Raw genomic sequence first — 18,462 nt, forward strand, 5'->3', positions numbered from 1 at the left:
TGATATTGTTGTTTTTTAGAAAATGTATGTCATGAAAAGTCCGCTAGACCAAGCCTTTCTGTTGTGTCCGTCGAAGGCTGTACGGCTTTCAATGTTAAGGTATGCGTTGAATGTTGTATGGCTTGAGTAGATGAACTTGATGCCAGGCTTGATGTCGAAGATGGTACCACCGTCCCAGTCATCTGTAGCAGAGTAGTCCTTCCATCTCTTATCCTTTGAACCTGAAGCAAATGATCCCCAGAGGTTGAATTCGAATTCCTTTGTAAGAGGAAGGTCAAGTTCTGCGCCTGTGTAGAATGCGCTTGAGTAGTTGTCGTCTTCAAACCAGTTGAGGCCTGCTTCCGGTCTTAAAGTAATGTCTGTTGAAGGAATGATGAATGTGATTGAAGCGCCGATTCCGTATGCTTCATCGTTCTTTGCGTCAGAGAAAAGGCTGTCTGCGGCAAAGTATACATCAAGCACGAAGTTCTTCATGCCGATTGTAGCACCAGTGTAGAAGTTTGCCTGCTGGTCGAAGGCTCCTTCCAAAGCTGCGCTGAAGGAAAGCCAGTCGCATGGAGTGATTTTTGCGCCGAAGTTTGATGCAGGATCATCTGTGTTGAATCCGTTTGGAATTGCAACGCCAAGTTCAAGTCCGATGTCGCTCTTCTTGTCAGTCTTGAATCTTACACCAAGTGCGCGCTTTGCATACTTGTTTGCGAATGGAACAAAACCAACAACATCTGCTGTACCAGGTCTGTTTCCTGCAGCATGTACATTAAACTTGTATGAATGTACAAGTTCCGATGAAGTCTGAGTTCTAACTCCGCCCCTGTCATCGTAGCTTGTAGAGAATCCACCCTGGCGGGAATGTGCACCAGGTTCAAAGAGCCATGCACCGTAACGTGGGCAAGGACCAACCTGCCAGTTGAGCTTTGTTCCTACACCGACATCGAAGTTTTCGTTGATGTGGTAGAGGAAGTTTACATAGTAAGAATCCTGTGTAGTGTTTGATGAGTTTACTGCGTTGCTGTATTCTCCATCAAGCAACCTAGCTTCGCCCTTTACTGTGTTGTCGCTAGAGATTCCGCTTCTACCATAGTGAAGGCTGAGAGCGTTCTGGTTTGATGTTCCGAATACGAAGTTGTCTACGTTTCCCTTGTTGTTGTAGTTTGCAAGGAAGCTTGTGTTGAGCATTCCTTCTACAATGAAGTCCTTGGTGTCAAAACGAGCCTGCATTGTGTCTGTAAAGCCGTAAAACATTGTATCGCCGACATAAGGATTGCCGACTCCAGTCCAGAAAGTATTCTTCATCATAGGAGATGGAAGAACCTGTGCAAAAGCTGCAGCAGAGAAAAGTACTGATGCTGCAAAAGCAATAAGTGTCTTTTTCATAAAAAAGAACCTCCCTTAATAATGTCTGACATTTTAATGTTTTGTGTCATCTTAGTCACTAGGGGGGATCCCTTGTTGCGCTCGCAATGTCGTGTGAAAAGTGGTACACTAGACCCCATGGAACAGTACAAGAAAGATTTTATTGATTTTATGGTTCAGTGCCAGGTTTTGAAATTCGGTTCTTTCACTCTCAAGAGCGGAAGAAAATCACCTTTCTTCATGAACGCAGGAGCCTATGTTACAGGCAGCCAGCTTGCAAAGCTCGGTGAATACTATGCCCAGGCAATCCACGCTAACTTTGGTGATGATTTTGATGTTCTATTTGGACCTGCGTACAAGGGAATTCCCCTTGCCGTAACAACCGTAATCGCATACCAGAAGCTTTATGGAAAGGAGATCCGCTACTGCTCAAACCGCAAGGAGGTTAAGGATCACGGTGCAGACAAGGGAGCGATCCTTGGGTCTGAACTTAAGGACGGCGACAGGGTTGTCATCATCGAGGATGTCACCACTTCGGGAAAATCTATTGAAGAAACATATCCAATCGTTACTGGGCAGGCAAAGGTTACTGTCGTTGGCGAGATGGTTTCCCTCAACAGAATGGAAAAGGCATCTGCTGACTGCAGCAAGAGTGCCCTTGATACGATTACGGAAAAATACGGTTTCCCAGCCCGTGCCATCGTTACGATGAAGGAAGTAAAGGAAGCTTTGACGGGGACAGTCCTTACGCCTGAGCTTGTAAAGGAAATAGACGCCTACTATGCTGAGTGGGGTGCCGAAAGCGTTTGATTATAAAGTGATCTAGGTCTTTTGTAACTTTCGGCACACGAAATGCTTGAGGCATTTCGTGAAAGCTGCGGTAGAGGTAGAAGGGCGGAAGCCTTGAACTCTTAGTAATCAGGGGCTTTAGTAACTTCCGCGCCACGAAATGCTTGGGGCATTTCGTGAATGCTGTGGTAGAGGTAAGAAGGCGGAAGCCTTGAATTCCTAGTGATCAATATCTTTAGTAACTTCCGCGCCAGGGAATGCGGGGTTTATGGGTGCAGACTCTGTACCCATTTTTTATAGGCAAGGAGACGGAATCCATGACAGACGAGCAGTGGAAGGCATTTTCCTGGTTTCGTGATGAATATAGATCCCTATGTGAAGAATGGGGCAAGCTGGCTCCGAAACTTTTGCCGTTGCAGAAGGAGCTTGCAGGCAAGGATTATAGCGTTGAGACAAGCATTGTGTTCAATCGAGCGTACGATGAAATCACAAAGGAAGACGAAATAAACCTGATAGTCATAGGGGACAATCCTGGAAAGGACGAGCAGCTGGCAAAGAACAACCGCTATTTTGTAGGAAAAAGCGGCATCGTTGCGGAAAACTTCTTTAAGAAAAATCCTGAGCTTAACATGGACTTCAGAAAGAAGACCATCATAATGAACAAGACTCCGATCCATACGGCAAAGACAAAGCAACTTAAGGAACTTGCAAAAAAAGGTGGCCCAGAAATACGTGATCTCATAGAACAAAGCCAGCTAAAGTGCGCGGAGATTACCGCAAGGCTTCATATGGGTCTTGGCAAGGAATGCCAGCTCTGGCTTGTTGGACACAGCGAGCTTAAGAAAGGCGGTGTATTCCTCAAATACAAGGACCAGCTCAGAAAAAGTTACGGGGACAGTTCCATATGGGACAAGGTGTTCCTTCTGAATCATTTTTCCATGGGACGCTTCAGCTGCGACCTTAAGGCATTCGGAAAAACGAATCCAGAAGTTTCATTAAGCGATGCCCTGCATCAGATAGGCACAAGGCATAAGAATGAAGTTTACGGAGTTTGAAATTGAAAAACAATGGAGGAAGTAAAGGGTTCAAGCCCTTATGTCTGGCTGGGTTGGTCTGTCTTGCATTGATTACGGCCTGCAGCTTGCATCGTCCAAAAGCAGCTAAGGAATCTTTTGCCTCAAGGGTTGTCTGTCTTTCACCTGCAGGAGCAGAAATTCTCCATGCGATAGGTGCTGGTGAAAAAATCATTGCCCGTACCGATTTTTGTGACTATCCGCCTGAAGTTCTGAAGCTGCCTTCTGTCGGTGGTTTTGATGGCAGGACGCTGAGCGTGGAGAACATAGTTGCATGCAGACCAGATCTTGTTTACGGGGCAAAGGGAATGCATGATTTTCTGGTTCAGCCGTTGGAAAGCCTTGGAATAAAGGTGTACCTTTCCTCTGCTGGAACTGTGGATGCAATCTACGATGAGATGGAAGAAGTTTCTGTGCTGGTGGGCTGCGCTGAGAATGGAAAAAGTTATGTGGAATCACATAGACCACTCAGACAACTGTATGAATATGCAGTGCCTGTCTACTACGAGGTCTGGTATGCTCCCTACATGAGCACAGGAAGATCATTCGTCAGCGATGTCATTTCCTATGCAGGAGGTGCCAGCATCTTTGCCGCTCTGGATGAAGCATATCCGATGATAAGCGAGGAAGCGGTCATAGCGGCAAAGCCTGAGGTAATAATCATACCTCGTCAGAACGGTGTGACGGCAGAAGCGGTGATGGAAAGAAAAGGATGGCAGGATATTCCAGCGGTTAAAAACGGAAGGGTATATCTAGTTGACGGTGATGTTGTTTCAAGACCTGGTCCAAGAATCGTGGATGCGGTTGAGGAACTGAAGAACGCAATCAGGTAAAGGCAGCGGATCTTTCTGCTGGCATCATGGGGAGGAACCATGAAGAATAAAATATATGTTTCAATATTTCTCTCACTGATTGTTCTATCGGTGTCATTTGCCCTTTCTCTTTTTTTAGGAGCACAGAAGCTTTGTGTTTCTGAAATGCTTACGGAAGGTTCCGTTGCGAACAATATTTTCCTCAACCTTCGCCTTCCAAGATCCCTGCTATGTCTAATCGCAGGAGCGATGCTTGGAGGCAGCGGCGCCGTGTTCCAGATGTTTTTCCGTAATTCCCTTGCGGAGCCTGGCATCCTTGGACTTTGCGCAGGGGCAACCTTTGGTGCTGTTTCCTTTGTCTGTCTTGTTCCAGCTGTAGGTGTGGCAGGACTTACCCTGCTGAATCTTGGCGCTTTTACTGGAGCAATCCTCGGCGGAACGATAATAGTTTCCCTTGCTTTTTTTTCACGGCATTCCTTGAATTCTGTCCTTTTACTGTGCGGAGTTTCCCTTGGAACCTTGTATTCGGCATTGACCTCAATAATCCTTTCCATCGACACCGAAAGGATATCTTCAATGTACATGTGGATGCTTGGAAGCTTTTCTGGTCGCGGCTGGAATGAAGTGCTTTTGATTTTTCCAGTTGCGGTTGTGGCCTGCATCCTTTTCATCATTGCAATGGGACATCTGGATCTTCTTTGCGGAGGTGAGGAAGCGGCTTTTGCCCTTGGACTCAGATTGCCTGTCCTAAGGATACAGGTGCTTCTGTCAGGTGCCCTTGCAACAACGGCGGCTGTCTGCGCTGGTGGAACCATAGGTTTTGTGGGACTGATTGCTCCCCATATGGTCCGTAAGATTTACGGCACCCAGGCAAAAGTGCTTGTACCTCTTTCCATGGTGATGGGTGCAGTTGTTCTTCTTTTGTCTGACACCCTTTGCCGATGTGTTCTGCCTCCAAGAGAAATACCAGTGGGTACAGTTACAGCCATACTGGGAGTTCCATTCTTCCTGTCGCTTTTACTTTCAAAGAAAAGGGGTACAGAATGAACGCAGACAAGACTGAAAGAATCTCTGTGGATAAGGTTGATTTTTCCTATGGGGACAAAAAGGTCCTTTATGGTGTCAGTCTGATGGTGGAAAGGGGACAGATTACTGTTCTTACAGGTCCCAATGGAAGCGGCAAGTCCACCTTGCTTCGCTGTCTTCATTCTTCGTGTAGTCCTGAAATAAAGGACCCAAAGGATAGGGCCAGATTAATAGCCTATATGCCACAGAATGAGACGGCGGCGTGGAACTATGGTGTCAGGGATTTTATCCTTACGGGAAGGTACTGCCACACAGGTTTCAGCGGATTCTATTCCAGAAGGGACAGGATGGTGACAGATGAGGTCATTCAATGGTTGCAGATAGAAGACCTTGCAGAACAAGGGGTACAGAGTCTAAGCGGTGGTGAATTCCAGAAGGTTCGGCTTGCAAGATCTCTTGCCCAGGAACCGTCATATCTTCTTCTTGATGAACCTGTGGCAAACCTTGATTTTGGTTATCAGAATGAATTGATGGAGCTGCTCCACCGTCTTGCCGTTGAGCGAAACATGGGAATATGCGCCACGATCCATGACATTAATTTTGCCGCACTTCAAGCCGACACTATGGTGCTCCTTCCAAAAGGTTCACGGGAAATTACGGGAAAAGTGGAAGAGGTCATGACCAGGGAAAACCTTGAGCGGACCTATGGCATTCCGATGCAGGTTTACAGACATCCATTGCTGGGCGTGATTCAAGCCTGCTGCAGGTGAATTTATGGATTCAGCCTTAATGACAAAAACTCTTTTTCCTACTATATTGTTATCACAATTCTTAAAAAATCGTACCAAAGGAAATCATTATGAAAAGATTATATGAACCAGGACAGCTTGTAGAGACTACAGTTGTAGCGATCAGCGGTGACACAGTATTCATCGACTTGGGCTTGAAGAGTGAAGGCTTTGTTGATGTTGCAGATTTCAAGGATGCAGACGGAAACATCACTGTAAAAGAAGGCGACAAGATCAAGGTTTACTTTGTTGGCGGAAAGCACGAAGAACTCCACTTTACGACAAAGATTGCAGGAAGCTCTGCAAAGGGTGACAATTCAGTATTTGAAAATGCATATAAGAACGGCATCCCTGTAGAAGGAACAGTCAAGGGAGAAATCAAGGGTGGATTTGAAGTTATGCTCGGAACAACACGCGCTTTCTGTCCATTCAGCCAGATGGGTTACCGCCAGAGAAAGGAACCTTCTGAATATGTTGGCCAGCACCTTTCGTTCAAGATCACAGAATTCAAGAACGACGGAAAGAACATTGTCGTTTCAAATCGTGTTCTCCTTGAGGAACAGGCCGCTGCTGAACTTGCTTCCCTTGCTGAAAAATACACTGTGGGAATGACAGTTACAGGTACAGTCAAGTCAATTGAATCATACGGTGCATTCATCGACCTTAACGGATTCCAGGCACTTCTTCCAGTTTCAGAAATCAGCCGCACTCGCGTAAGCAGCGTTGCAGATGTTCTTGAAGTTGGTCAGGAAATCACGGCAAAGATCATCAAGGCAGACTGGAAGCACGAAAGAGTTTCCCTTTCAACAAAGGAACTTGAAGCAGATCCATGGGATTCAGTTGCAGACAAGTTCAGTGTTGGCGACAAGATTGAAGGAAAGATCAGCCGCGTTGCAGACTTCGGTGTTTTCGTTAATCTTGCAGACGGCGTTGACGGTCTTGTTCACGTTTCAAAGCTCAATGTTGAACGCAACACAAATCTCAAGAAGGTTTTCAATCCAGGTGATGTTCTTGATGTCATCATCGAAAAAATCGATACAGATGAAAAGCGCATTTCTTTGAGCACAGTTGTTTCAAACGAAGAACAGGACAACGCAAAGGAATACATGTCATCTCACAGCGATGATGATGACGGCGAGACATACAATCCTTTCGCAGCCCTCCTTAAGAAATAAGCGATAAATTTAACTTATTATAGGAAAATACCGACAATGGGAGTATGAGGAAGTTTGTCATATTCTTGCTGTCGGTATTTTTTTTGTCCGAAGCATTCTGCCTTGAACTGTACAAGGACAAGGTTGTCGTATCTTACTACGCTGAAAAATTTCACGGGCGAAAGACTGCCAACGGCGAAAGGTTCAACATGTATGACATGACCTGTGCCCACAAGACCCTCCCTTTCAATACAATCATCAGAGTCACAAACTATGCCAACGGTAAGAGCGTAGATGTACGCGTAAACGACCGAGGACCCTTCGTTGCAGGCCGTGAAGTAGATCTTTCAAAGGGTGCCGCCGTAAAGCTTGGAATGATAAAGACAGGTACCGCAAAGGTAAAAATCCACATCGTAAAGATGGGTCCAAACACAAAGCAGAGTGCAGTGTCTGCCGCAAAGGCCCAGAAAATTCCACTTACTCCTTCAAAAGGAACTGCTGCAAAATCCCAGTCTGCAAAAAAACTTGTACTTAAAAGCGGACAGCTCTATGACATTCAGCTGGGCTCTTTTTCCGATGAGAACAATGCCCGTGAATATGCAAGAAAAATCTTAAAGGCAAAATTCAAGAATGTCGCAATACAGAAATCAGGAAGCAATACTAAAGTTTTAGTGATAAAGGTTGACGGAAAGGATGTTCCATCGATTGTGGAGCGGCTTGAGCTCAAGGGTTTTAAAAATGCCCTGGTAAAGGAAAGGAAGAAGTAAAAATGTCGTTAAAACTTATCCATGTATCCGAGCAGAAGCCTTTGTTCGTCGCTCTTGAAAAATTTGTTCTTCCCCATGAGAAATTCTGCAGCGTCCTTTATGAAAAGATCCTGCTCAAGGATGAAAGTGTCTACGCCATCATGGGGGATGACATACAGGGTGTATTTTCTTTTTCCAGGGGAAACTCCTTTGTCTGCTGCATTCCAAAATGGAATAAGGAAATCAAGAAGATGATCTCTGATTTCTTTAAGAACAGAAAGGTCTTTTGCATCCACGGAGAGGAAAGCGATGTTCTCAAAGTGGAAAGGATTCTCAAGAATAGATATGAACAAAAGGAAATCAGGAACATGTTCCTCATGGAATATGATGGCCGTGTATATATCGATGGATCTGGACCACGAACCTTTGTCTGCGGAGTGGAAGACTGCGAAAAGCTTATGCCCCTTCAGACTGGGTTCTGCCGTGAGGAAGTTCTTCCTGCGTGGAAGGAAATAAATCTTCCGTTGGAAAGAATGAATCTCGACAAGGCTGTAAGGAACAACACTGTATATGCGGTGGGCGATGACAGCGACATCTATACAAAGGCAAACATCAACATGTTCTCAAACAAGATAATACAGATTTCAGGAGTCTACACAAGAAATGATCTACGTGGCAAAGGCTATGCTTCGGAGCTTGTGAACAGGATTGCCCTCATCGCTGAGAAAGTCGGAAGAAAGGCAACCTTGCTTGTCCGTCAGGAAAACATACCAGCATACAATGCCTACAAAAAGGCAGGCTTTGGAATCTCTGGAACCTATAAAATCGTATATCTCAAGTAGCTGCCGTCAAAACCGTATTCCAAGCTGAATGGAAGGATATAGCTGGAATTTCTGGTTGATTCTTATTCCGTCAAAGGTTCGTTTGCGTGCGTTTGATTCAAAGGCGCTGTCATTGAATCCGTCTATGTTCAGGTCAAAGGCAAATGCAAGAAAGCTGTTTGAGTGCGCGATAAGATTGCGGGAAAAAGAAAACCTTACTTCTGGGACAAATGAAGCTCTTTCGGAAACATCAGCCCTAGAAGAAAAAATGCACATCTTTCCAAGAAGTTCAGTATCAAGGGCATATCTTCCGTAGAAGGCCGTCTTATGTCCAAACCCACCGAGGATATCCACGCCTCTGTCCCATTTTGAAAGATCGTAGTTGATGAGGGCTGTCCCATATAGGACAGGAATTCCATAATGGATTCCCATGGTGAGGTTTCTATTTGTTCCAAATGAAAATTCTGGATAGAATCTTACCTGATGGTCCGGCTTCAGGTCCGCAAGGTCAACATATTCTTTCCTTTGCTTTAATGTAAGCTTTTCTTCGCGGATCCCAGGCTTATCTACGGCTTCATTTCCTATTTTGAACCTGCTTGCGTTGTACATGCTTAGGTAGATTCTCTGGGCTTCCGTAGTGCTTTTATATATTCCCGCTGAATTGAAATGCTCAAGATAGACTTTTGCAGGAGAAAGAAGGACCGTGTCGTCCGTAACGAACATCTCAAATTCCATGTTTGACGGAACTCCTACAAGAAGCTGTTTGCTTGCCGTTGGAATTGCGGCGACAGGAATGGTCTGGTTTTCAATTCCTACAAGCCCTTCCATGACCTTGAGGTAGATCTGACGGTTGCTGTCAAAAACCGCTGCTTCTATTGCTCCGTCAAGAACTACAAGGGTGTAGTCTTCATCGGAATAGGTATCCTCTTCTTCAGTGACAAGGAGAAATGAAAGATAGGTTTCAATCTGGTGCATGTCGGTAAATGCCTTTGCCATGTAGTCGGTGAAGCCTTCTCTTTTTTCGTCGATGCGTTCCTTCATTTTTTCTACCAGACGGGATTTCTGCCTGTTCTTTTTTTCCTGGATTTCTTCCTTGAATGAAGGGAAAATCCTGTACATAAGGTTGACTGCCTTGCTGTGCAAACCAGAAAAACCTCTGTAGAATTTTTCAACATTTCCAACATAATGGGAAACAATACGGGTGATGTAGATTGGAATGAAAGGTCCCGTGTAGAAGGGGCAGTAATCCCTGTCGAAAAAGCTGTTGTACAGCCTGTTTATCTCTGGGAGAATTTCATCATCGAATCTGCTCTGGTCCATGTTGGTGTAATTGGAAAGAGCGAGGGTATGCCCGTATTTCATGAAATGCCAGTTGTTTCTGTAGAAAGGCAAGGTTGGAACTATGTCCTCTGCATTGACGATGTTCCAGATGAAATCATATTCCTTGTTGTGGGCGTCTTCAAAGGTCGTCACGTTTGGAGAGGCAAAGGTATAGACATAGCAGTTGTCTGGCTTGAAGAAATTGTCATCGTATAAAGTTCTTGCAAGGAGATTTGATACTGCAGCCCCACGGCTATGTCCCGTAATAAGGATGTATGAATCGGTCGGGTCGATCTTGTTTCGCAACAGGTAGGAAATCAATGCCGTATGTATTATGGCAGAGGCCCTTCCGAAGCCCTTGTGTATCTTATCCTCCGTCTGGGAGCTGTCGTTGATGTTCAGGTTTGACAACCATTCGTTGGCGTTGAGAGGAGTTCCGCGGATGTTCAATATAACTAACGATTGTTTTCCTTTTGCGCTGTTTATGTCCTTTGAGGCAATGCTGAAGGCGCACTGGTCATTTCCCCAGAGGGAATCGTTGTAGTCTACATCATAGTGGAGCTCAATATTGTCTGGGGAGATACCTAACAAACGATAGTTAATATCTATCATTTCCGTGCTGTATGCGGTGGCAGAAAGAAAGCAGGCGAATCTTGCGATGCCATGATGATAGCTATAGGATGAGGATTCACCAAACCATTTTTCATTCCATTCGACAGGGAGTTTAGTCCTATGGCCAGGAGTAATATATGTGAAAGGAATTTTTTCCGAATGGATGGAAGCAAGGGAGAAAAACAGGGAAAAAACGGCAAGTATGATTCTTTTCATTGCGGCCATTATATTCCATTGTGGGATAATTTAATACTGCAATTTGCGCAAATCCATTGCCCAGGCTGGTCATATAATTCTTGCATCTGAAAGAAAGTGTGATATACTCTATCATATCAACGCGTGTTGATAAATTCATGTATTTTCGGGGTAAAAAATGAAAAAAACAATTCTGAATGCAAATCTTGTTATTGCTGGAGTAATGGCTCTTTCTCTGTTTGGTTCCTGCAGCCTGAAAAAATCCCCGGTGACAGTGAATCCGCAATCTGAAAAAATTACTGTTCTTCCGGTAAGCAATATTCCGGAAAATTTTTATATGGGTGTGGACATTTCTTCCCTTGTGTCCGTTGAAGCAGGCGGTGCAAAATTTTATGACGCAAAGGGAATGACTTCTGATCCAATTGAACTTTTAAAAGCCGGCGGTGCAAATGCTGTCCGCATCCGTGTATGGAACAATCCAAATACTATAGACGGAAGAACCTACGGCGGCGGAGCTAACGACATTGAAGTTGCATGCAAGCTTGGAAAGAGAGCGACAAAGGCCGGAATGAAGGTCCTCATCGATTTCCACTATTCTGATTTCTGGGCAGACCCTAACAAGCAGACGGCACCAAAGGGATGGGAAAAGTTCAGCCTTGAAGAAAAGCAGAAGGCAATAAAGGAATTTACTACCGACAGCCTTAAGAAACTTAAGAAGGCAGGAGTTAAGGTTTCCATGGTTCAGGTTGGAAATGAAATCAACAACGGGCTTTGCGGTGAAATCTACGATGCACAGGTCTGCTCCCTTGTAAAGGCAGGAGCAGAGGCAGTACGCGATTTTGACAGGAACATTCAGATTGCAGTTCACTATACTGATCCTCTTTCCGAAGGCTATCTTGAGCACAAGGCTTCATTGCTTGAAAAATACGGAGTCGATTACGATGTGTTTGGAACTTCCTACTATCCTTACTGGCACGGTGATGTAAAGAAGCTTTCGGTTGTTCTCCGCAAGCTTTCGAATTTCTACAATAAAAAAGTCATGGTCATGGAAGTTTCCTATCCGTTTACAGATGAAGACGGAGATGGATTTGGAAATGTTGTTTCAACCATGTCGGCAAACCAGGAATTTAAATATCCACTTACAGTTGAAGGGCAGGCAATTGCAGTCCGCGATGTAATCGAGGCAGTTGCAAAGGTCAAGGGTGCGGGAATCGGCGTGTTCTACTGGGAACCTGCATGGATTCCTCCAAAGCACTTTGATCTTTCTAAGCGTGATGCGGAAAAAGTTCTTGCCTACAACCAGAACTGCTGGGCTCAGAACGGAAGTGGCTGGGCAACTTTCAATGCACGCGATTATGACAAGGAAGTTAAGTCTGCGGTCAACGGCGGAACCTGGGACAATCAGGCATTCTTTGATTTTGACGGAAAGGTTCTGGACAGCATCAATGTATGGAACTATGCCCGCACAGGATCAAAAGGTGAGCTTAAGGTTGTTCACATCGATGATCTACGCGTGGAATTTGCCTACGGAAAACAGAATGAACTTCCTGCAACTGCAAAGGTTGCCTATAACGACGGAAGCGTTGTTGATGAGGCCGTCGATTGGCACAGGGCACAGGCTGAAGTGGTTTTGATTCATCCTGATTTTGGTGAATACAAAGTTACTGGAAAGACAAAAAAGGGCGATGATGTTACATGCTACGTGAATGTTACGGCAAGCAATTTTCTTGTAAATGGAAATTTTGAAAAGGGCAGTCTTGAAGGCTGGACCGTTACAAACGATCTTGGAAAGGGAAATCCTAAGGTAGACAAGAACAACCAGAATGCAAAGGAAGGGCTCTGCTATGCAACGGGTTGGGAACCTGACAACTTTGATTTTACCTTGAGCCAGGAGCTTAAGGGTCTTGATAAGGGTGAATACAAATGCTTTGCTTCCTTTGAAGGAACTGGAATTAAAAATCCAAGCGGGTCCTATCTTTTGGTTGAAGTAAAAAAGAAGGACGGAAAGACTGTTGCTTTCAAGGCTGATGCCGTAATTCCAAACCAGTGGAAAAAATTTGATCGTGTGGAAATTCCTAGCGTTAAGGTTGATGATTCCGTTGATAGCATCACGGTTAAAGTCCGCATGGCAGCCGAGTATGCCAAAGACGGTGCCAACGGTGCATGGCTGGTCTGCGATGATGTCAATTTTCTGTTTGTAAAGTAATAAAAAAGCCTGCTCTCGTCAGGAACTGTCCCAAAGCCGCTCCGGTGCGCCCTTCGGTTGCAAGTCGCGTTTTGGGACAAACCCTGACTACGCAGGCTTTTTCTAGCTGTTAAAAGAAATTAACATCAGCTTGGGATATGGGAGAAGGGTAGAAAAAATCTGCTTGCGTCAGGAACCGTACCAAAGCCTCTCCGAGGCGCCCTTTACCTCATACCCCAATTAACAGAAAACTGGCATTTTCTATCAGATGGGGTATGGGGAATCAACGGGTATATGATGCTAATATACTAAGTAGCAGATTTCTCCATTTTCTGGCTTAGTATATAAAACGGCCTTTCCGTCATAATTTTCGCTGTTGATGGATTTTAATATGATTTCTTCTGTGCCTCTAAAGTGACTGGCATTATCCGCGGAAAGATTCAATTCGGATTTTTTCAATACATAGCCTTTTCGGGGAATAATTACTGTAGATTTTAAATCTTCGCATGAGATTCTATTGATAGTTTCATCCAGACGTATAGCATCATAATTCGATTGAAGAAAATATCCATCATTTGCTTTTATCCAGAACTTAAGTTGTTCTGAATCATATGTAAAAAATATATCAGCATTAATTAGTCTATAACGAATTTTTTCTAGATCATTTTTTACACAATTGAGTTTGTCTTCAATTGTATTTGCTGTTGGTGGTGTTACAGGCGATTCATTAGTTGAGTATATTTTTTGATATATATCATCGAATGAAATTTCTTTCCATACCCAATTAGGCATACTATAGCTTGTTGAAATCCACCTGTGATATCCACTTTCAATACATTGTTTTGATTTATGCCCTTTTCTAACATATTCATTCGTGTGTTCATCAAGTTCATACTTAGATTCATCCAAAGGTAAGGTATGTGAAATTGTGATTAAATCTGTTATAGATGAGGCATTCTCTGATTCTGCAATTTTAATGTAGTTTCCATTGAAAGCTTTAATGTAAACCTGACCATTTGGAAGAACTGATATTTCTGATACATCACCGAATTCATCAGGATATTTTAAGCACACATTATCAACATAATATCCATAATTACTGCGAATTTGCCGTTTGTTATTAAAATTAATTGGACCTAGTGCTTCTGTATTATCAACAGTGTTGATAGTATAGCTTTGAATATTTACACTTCCATAACTTAAATACTTTCTATAAATGTCTAAGAATTTTTCTTTGCTAGGTGTAAATACTGCTGTAGTCTTAAAAACGTTGGTGTGAACCTGATCATGTTCTTGTTCTTCATATACTGAATTTGAACTTTCTGATGAACATGCGGCAAATAGTAAGACCAATAGCATCGAACCCGTAAAACTTGATAATTTTTTAATTAGGCACTTCATAAAATTTCTCCTTAAACTTTTTATATTTAAATCATAGCATACAAATGAAAACAGCAAAAGAAAAATTCTTAAAACAGGCATAGCCGATATCCAAAGCTTGAGGAAAAGGATCAGCTGGGAACAGGAGGGAACCTCCTGGTTCAATTTGCTTCAACCTAACTTTATTCATGGTAAAAATGGAAAAATTCCATCACTTTTTCATCTGATTTAAATATATAAAGAAGCCATACTTAATTTCCACGAGAGGTACGATTATGATTAAGATGGCAACTACAGCAATCAACTGTGTTTTTGATAAGAAGAAGAATTTGGAAAAATATTTCAAGTATATTGATGAAGCTGCTGCAAACGGATCTAACCTTGTAGTTTTTGCAGAACAGAGTCTTCAGGGGTATCTTACAAGCCTTGTTAAGATGGAAAGCTCGGATTTCATGTACCAGTACAAGAATGCAGAGATCGCCGGTGAAGGTGAATGCTTTAAGGCAATCATGCAGAAGGCTAAAGAAAAGAACATATACATAATTTTTGGATATACAGAAAAAGACAAGGATCAGGATTGGGTTCTATACAACTCAATGGCTCTTGTTGGACCTGAAGGGCTTGTTGGAAATTATCGCAAGGTTCACAATCCATTTGATGAACTCCACATCTATACTCCAGGAAATGAATTCAAGGTATTTGATACTGCCATCGGAAAGATCGGCATGCTCATCTGCTACGACAAGTCGTTCCCTGAAAGCACAAGAACTCTTGCACTCAAGGGAGCTGAAGTAATCGTCATGTCTACTGCATGGGGTTATGATACTTTTGAAACAAAACCTGAAGATATCGGCAAGGACAGATCATTCTACATCTATGATCTTTATGACCGTGTCCGTGCCATGGAAAACTGCTGTTACTTCATTTCTGCAAATCAGGTTGGAATTACCGGAAAGGGAAATTATTTTGGAAACAGCAACATCGTAAACCCACGCGGTGAAATCGTTGCGTCTACAGGAACAAAGGAAGGCATCGTTTACTACGAAACTGAAAGCATTCAGGAAGACCGCTACGATGCAATGCATGTAGGTTTCTTTGGTCTCAACATGATCAAGGACAGAAGGCCCATTGCTTATTCCAAGATTGCCGAGCCAAAGGAATTCAGCGCAGACGGTGAATGGCTATAAATTTTAGTTATGAATGAATTCATTGCTTAAATATACAAGAGCTGGCACTGTTCCGAATTTATAATCCTCCTTAGGACAGTGTCAAAGGCGATGCGTACTTTTTGTGCGCGTCGCTTTTTTTTTAGGAGAAACAAATGCCTACATTTTCGATTCTGATTGTTGATGACAACAGGTTGTGCAGGAAACAGATTGCGGGGTTGAATTTTTTCAGCGATAAGAAAATTTTTAAAATCGTGGGTGAAGCCCAGAACGGTTTTGAAGCTCTGGAAATTCTACGCCGTGAAAAAGTCGACATGTGCCTTGCGGACATCAACATGCCCAAAATGAACGGAATTACTCTTCTTAGGGAAATAAAGAGGGAGAACCTCTGTCCCGTTGTAATTTTTATTTCCGGTTTTGCAGAATTTGACTACGCAGTTGAAGGTATTCGTGGCGGAGTTTTCGACTATATTCTGAAGCCTGTTGATGAACAGAAGATTTCTGGTTGCATTACAAGGGCAATGGAATTCATTGAGTCTAAAAGAAAGCATGATTATTTCTGGTCCTTCAAGGCAGATTCAATCGTCAAGGCAATCAACAGCGGTGCCTGGCTTATTGACGGTGTCATCTATGAATTCATGGAATACATTCAGCAGCAGGATTTTTCCATTACGGAACTGGACATTGAATTCAACCACATCCTCAAATATATTTCGGCCAAATGCCTTGAATCAAAACCTTACATAAACAAGTTTTCAATGCTTGAAGAAATCTGCAGCATAAGAAATCAGCTTTTTAATTCCATGGAAGAACTTATTGAAGTTGCAAGGTTCAGGATTAAGGAAATGTACAACGAATTCAACAAGTTCAATCTGAGTACGGAAAATCAGGTTTTAAAAAACATCGGGGTTTACATTCTTGAGAACATAGAGAATTCAATCAGCCTTGAAGACATTAGCCGTGATTTTCTCATGAACAAAAAATACTTGAGCACATTCTTTAAAAAAGAAACGGGCATGAGCTTCATTGATTATGTTTCCTTTGCAAAAATCGAGAGGGCAAAAATTCTTTTGCGTCGTTCAGGCTACAAGGTGAACCAGGTTGCGGCAAAACTTGGCTTTGAAGATGTTGCTTACTTCAGCAGGCTGTTCAAGGAAAGGACCGGAATGACTCCTGTGGTCTATGCAAAGTCGTAAGCGGCTCTGGAAAGCAGGATGTGGAAATTCTCATATAAAATCTGACTAAAACCTATAATTACCAGTGCTTCAATCAGGATATTCTTTGGCCATCTTCAAAAAGACGGGGGTCGAAAATGATTGAAGCACTTAAAGAATACAAGGTAGCAGCCATCAACTGCGAGCCTAAGATGTTCGAAAAAGAAAACAATCTTAAAAAGCAGTATGCACTTGTAGAAGAAGCCGCAAAGAACGGAGCAAAACTCATTGCCCTTCCTGAAATGGCAACTACAGGTTACTGCTGGTACGACAGGGAAGAAGTTGAACCTTATGTTGAGCCGATTCCAGGTCCTACTACAGACTTGTTTGGAAACATTGCAAAAAAATATGACTGCTACATTGTAGTCGGCATGCCTGAAGTAAACACAAAGACTGGTGCCTACTATAACAGTGCAGCCCTTATTGGTCCTGACGGTGTTGTCGGAACTCACAGAAAAACTCACGGATACATTTCAGAACCTAAATGGACAAAGCAGGGTGATCTTGACCACGTTGTCTTTGACACTCCCATCGGAAAAATCGGAATGCTCATCTGCATGGACATCCACTTCATTGAGACGGCTCGTCTTGAAGGTGTGCGCGGTGCAGATGTAATCGTCCACATAAGCAACTGGCTTGCAGAAAAAACTCCTGCCCCATACTGGATCAACAGGGCTTATGAAAACGGCTGCTATGTTCTTGAATCAAACAGAATCGGTCTTGAACGCACCGTTGAATTTTCAGGCGGAAGTTGTCTCATCAATCCAGACGGAACTCTGCAGAGTTATTGTGACAGCGAAGAGACAATCGTATACGGAACTGTAAGTCTTGAAAAAGCACGCGAAAAGAAATTTGAAAACGGAATGGCAAAATTCGAAAGCCGCCGTCCAAAGCAGTACATGGATCTTTTGAGGGATCCATACCTTTGGAATCCATTGGACTTCCATCCCCTTTACGGACACGATCCGCTTCCAAAGGGAAAGAAGAGTCTAGTGACTGTCTGTCAGATGTCACCTTCAGCTGATGTCAAGGCAAACCTTGAAAAGATAATTGCAAAATCGGAAGAGGCAGCAAAGTCAGGAAGTGAACTTGTGGTATTCCCGGAACTTGCCCTTGCCTCAAAGGATTCTCCATTGACAGAAGGCTGTGCAGAAATCGATGCATTGATTGACTGTTCCATGAAGAACGGAATCTACATTGTGTTCGGTGCTGCAGAACTTGACGGCAGCGAAAAATTCAACAGCGCATTCATGGTAGGTCCACACGGTCTTGAAGGAAAGTACAGAAAGATCCACTTGAGCGAGGAAGACAAGAAATGGGCAAAGGAAGGAAACCTTGGCTTCGTTTACTGCAACATTCCATGCGGAAGAGTGGGGCTCATGATCGGTACTGATGCCTTGATTCCAGAAACAGGAAGAATCCTTGCACTTCTTGGATGCGACATTCTTGCTGCTCCTTCAAGCGTAGACTGTCCTGTTCCATACGGACTCAGGGGAACTACAGCCGGACACAACTATCCGATTCCTAAGGGATATTCAACAATCCACTGGCACCTTTGGAGGGTCCGCGGTGGAGAAAACAACTGCTACATGCTTTTTGCAAACGAAGTTTCATCAAAGGCATTCGGCAGAAGCGGAATCTTTGGTCCTGATACCTTCAAGTTCCCACGCGATGAAAGGATCTGCAGTGCAGACAAAGAGGAGCTTGTTTCAATGACAGTTGATACAGGCAATTCTCCAGATTCCGTATATCCGACAAATGTTGTCCGCAGAAAGGATCTTGTTTCAATGAGACAGCCTTTGTGGTACGACCCGCTGGTAATGTAAGG

Annotated in this window: 15 protein-coding genes; 12 read left to right on the top strand and 3 right to left on the bottom strand. The window is 43.5% G+C overall.

The window, feature by feature from the left end; genetic code table 11:
* Window positions 1–15: 15 nt before the first annotated feature.
* Entirely contained in the window at window positions 16–1,374 is a 1,359-nt protein-coding gene (locus tag ACKI39_RS04255; RefSeq protein ID WP_407397988.1) for a hypothetical protein, read from the bottom strand.
* A gap of 117 nt (window positions 1,375–1,491) precedes the next feature.
* On the opposite strand from ACKI39_RS04255, the gene pyrE reads away from it, so the two are divergent.
* From pyrE to ACKI39_RS04295, 8 genes are all read left to right on the top strand, one after another.
* Window positions 1,492–2,163 carry an orotate phosphoribosyltransferase gene (pyrE, locus tag ACKI39_RS04260; RefSeq protein ID WP_407397990.1) on the top strand — a complete coding sequence of 224 codons (672 nt, stop codon included), beginning with the start codon at window positions 1,492–1,494 and terminating at the stop codon, window positions 2,161–2,163.
* Between the two features lie 296 nt (window positions 2,164–2,459).
* The gene (locus tag ACKI39_RS04265; RefSeq protein ID WP_407397992.1) at window positions 2,460–3,197 is read left to right on the top strand and encodes a hypothetical protein; all 738 of its coding nucleotides are present in this window, start codon (window positions 2,460–2,462) and stop codon (window positions 3,195–3,197) included.
* A 2-nt stretch (window positions 3,198–3,199) separates the two neighbouring features.
* On the top strand, window positions 3,200–4,048 hold the full coding sequence (locus ACKI39_RS04270; protein WP_407397994.1) for an ABC transporter substrate-binding protein: 849 nt from the start codon (window positions 3,200–3,202) through the stop codon (window positions 4,046–4,048).
* 39 nt (window positions 4,049–4,087) lie between these two features.
* Complete coding sequence (locus ACKI39_RS04275; RefSeq protein ID WP_407397996.1) at window positions 4,088–5,074, top strand: FecCD family ABC transporter permease; 987 nt, start codon at window positions 4,088–4,090, stop codon at window positions 5,072–5,074.
* The gene (locus ACKI39_RS04280) at window positions 5,071–5,823 is read left to right on the top strand and encodes an ABC transporter ATP-binding protein (RefSeq protein ID WP_407397998.1); all 753 of its coding nucleotides are present in this window, start codon (window positions 5,071–5,073) and stop codon (window positions 5,821–5,823) included. Before ACKI39_RS04275 ends, ACKI39_RS04280 begins: the two co-directional genes overlap by 4 nt.
* An 89-nt stretch (window positions 5,824–5,912) precedes the next feature.
* Complete coding sequence (locus ACKI39_RS04285; protein ID WP_318691705.1) at window positions 5,913–7,016, top strand: 30S ribosomal protein S1; 1,104 nt, start codon at window positions 5,913–5,915, stop codon at window positions 7,014–7,016.
* An 83-nt stretch (window positions 7,017–7,099) separates the two neighbouring features.
* Entirely contained in the window at window positions 7,100–7,762 is a 663-nt protein-coding gene (locus ACKI39_RS04290; RefSeq protein ID WP_407398000.1) for a septal ring lytic transglycosylase RlpA family protein, read from the top strand.
* 2 nt (window positions 7,763–7,764) lie between these two features.
* Window positions 7,765–8,583 (top strand): GNAT family N-acetyltransferase, encoded by an 819-nt coding sequence (locus ACKI39_RS04295; protein WP_407398002.1) that lies wholly within the window; start codon window positions 7,765–7,767, stop codon window positions 8,581–8,583.
* Window positions 8,584–8,589: 6 nt separating this feature from the next.
* Here the strand turns inward: ACKI39_RS04295 and ACKI39_RS04300 are convergent, their stop codons facing one another.
* Complete coding sequence (locus ACKI39_RS04300; protein ID WP_407398004.1) at window positions 8,590–10,710, bottom strand: lipase family protein; 2,121 nt, start codon at window positions 10,708–10,710, stop codon at window positions 8,590–8,592.
* 157 nt (window positions 10,711–10,867) lie between these two features.
* On the opposite strand from ACKI39_RS04300, the gene ACKI39_RS04305 reads away from it, so the two are divergent.
* Window positions 10,868–12,895, top strand: coding sequence for a glycoside hydrolase family 53 protein (locus tag ACKI39_RS04305; RefSeq protein WP_407398006.1), 2,028 nt, complete (start codon window positions 10,868–10,870; stop codon window positions 12,893–12,895).
* Between the two features lie 279 nt (window positions 12,896–13,174).
* On the opposite strand, the gene ACKI39_RS04310 is transcribed toward ACKI39_RS04305, so the two are convergent.
* Window positions 13,175–14,275: a hypothetical protein gene (locus tag ACKI39_RS04310; protein WP_407398008.1), complete on the bottom strand. Its 1,101-nt coding sequence runs from the start codon at window positions 14,273–14,275 to the stop codon at window positions 13,175–13,177.
* Window positions 14,276–14,529: 254 nt separating this feature from the next.
* On the opposite strand from ACKI39_RS04310, the gene ACKI39_RS04315 reads away from it, so the two are divergent.
* The 3 genes from ACKI39_RS04315 (at window position 14,530) to ACKI39_RS04325 (ending at window position 18,460) form a co-directional block, all read left to right on the top strand.
* Entirely contained in the window at window positions 14,530–15,441 is a 912-nt protein-coding gene (locus ACKI39_RS04315; protein WP_318691700.1) for a carbon-nitrogen hydrolase family protein, read from the top strand.
* A gap of 134 nt (window positions 15,442–15,575) precedes the next feature.
* Window positions 15,576–16,616, top strand: coding sequence for a response regulator transcription factor (locus tag ACKI39_RS04320; protein ID WP_407398010.1), 1,041 nt, complete (start codon window positions 15,576–15,578; stop codon window positions 16,614–16,616).
* A 116-nt stretch (window positions 16,617–16,732) separates the two neighbouring features.
* Window positions 16,733–18,460 (top strand): nitrilase-related carbon-nitrogen hydrolase, encoded by a 1,728-nt coding sequence (locus tag ACKI39_RS04325; RefSeq protein ID WP_407398012.1) that lies wholly within the window; start codon window positions 16,733–16,735, stop codon window positions 18,458–18,460.
* Window positions 18,461–18,462: the final 2 nt, after the last annotated feature.

It is taken from the genome of Treponema sp., assembly GCF_045641405.1.
GTDB lineage: Bacteria > Spirochaetota > Spirochaetia > Treponematales > Treponemataceae > Treponema_D.

What these genes read in the sequence shown, in the direction of transcription:
- pyrE (WP_407397990.1), top strand. Translation starts at nt 1,492, where the DNA reads ATGGAACAGTACAAGAAAGATTTTATTGATTTTATGGTTCAGTGCCAG.
- ACKI39_RS04255 (WP_407397988.1), bottom strand. Translation starts at nt 1,374, where the DNA reads ATGAAAAAGACACTTATTGCTTTTGCAGCATCAGTACTTTTCTCTGCT.
- ACKI39_RS04295 (WP_407398002.1), top strand. Translation starts at nt 7,765, where the DNA reads ATGTCGTTAAAACTTATCCATGTATCCGAGCAGAAGCCTTTGTTCGTC.
- ACKI39_RS04315 (WP_318691700.1), top strand. Translation starts at nt 14,530, where the DNA reads ATGATTAAGATGGCAACTACAGCAATCAACTGTGTTTTTGATAAGAAG.
- ACKI39_RS04280 (WP_407397998.1), top strand. Translation starts at nt 5,071, where the DNA reads ATGAACGCAGACAAGACTGAAAGAATCTCTGTGGATAAGGTTGATTTT.
- ACKI39_RS04285 (WP_318691705.1), top strand. Translation starts at nt 5,913, where the DNA reads ATGAAAAGATTATATGAACCAGGACAGCTTGTAGAGACTACAGTTGTA.
- ACKI39_RS04325 (WP_407398012.1), top strand. Translation starts at nt 16,733, where the DNA reads ATGATTGAAGCACTTAAAGAATACAAGGTAGCAGCCATCAACTGCGAG.
- ACKI39_RS04320 (WP_407398010.1), top strand. Translation starts at nt 15,576, where the DNA reads ATGCCTACATTTTCGATTCTGATTGTTGATGACAACAGGTTGTGCAGG.
- ACKI39_RS04300 (WP_407398004.1), bottom strand. Translation starts at nt 10,710, where the DNA reads ATGAAAAGAATCATACTTGCCGTTTTTTCCCTGTTTTTCTCCCTTGCT.
- ACKI39_RS04310 (WP_407398008.1), bottom strand. Translation starts at nt 14,275, where the DNA reads ATGAAGTGCCTAATTAAAAAATTATCAAGTTTTACGGGTTCGATGCTA.
- ACKI39_RS04275 (WP_407397996.1), top strand. Translation starts at nt 4,088, where the DNA reads ATGAAGAATAAAATATATGTTTCAATATTTCTCTCACTGATTGTTCTA.
- ACKI39_RS04265 (WP_407397992.1), top strand. Translation starts at nt 2,460, where the DNA reads ATGACAGACGAGCAGTGGAAGGCATTTTCCTGGTTTCGTGATGAATAT.
- ACKI39_RS04305 (WP_407398006.1), top strand. Translation starts at nt 10,868, where the DNA reads ATGAAAAAAACAATTCTGAATGCAAATCTTGTTATTGCTGGAGTAATG.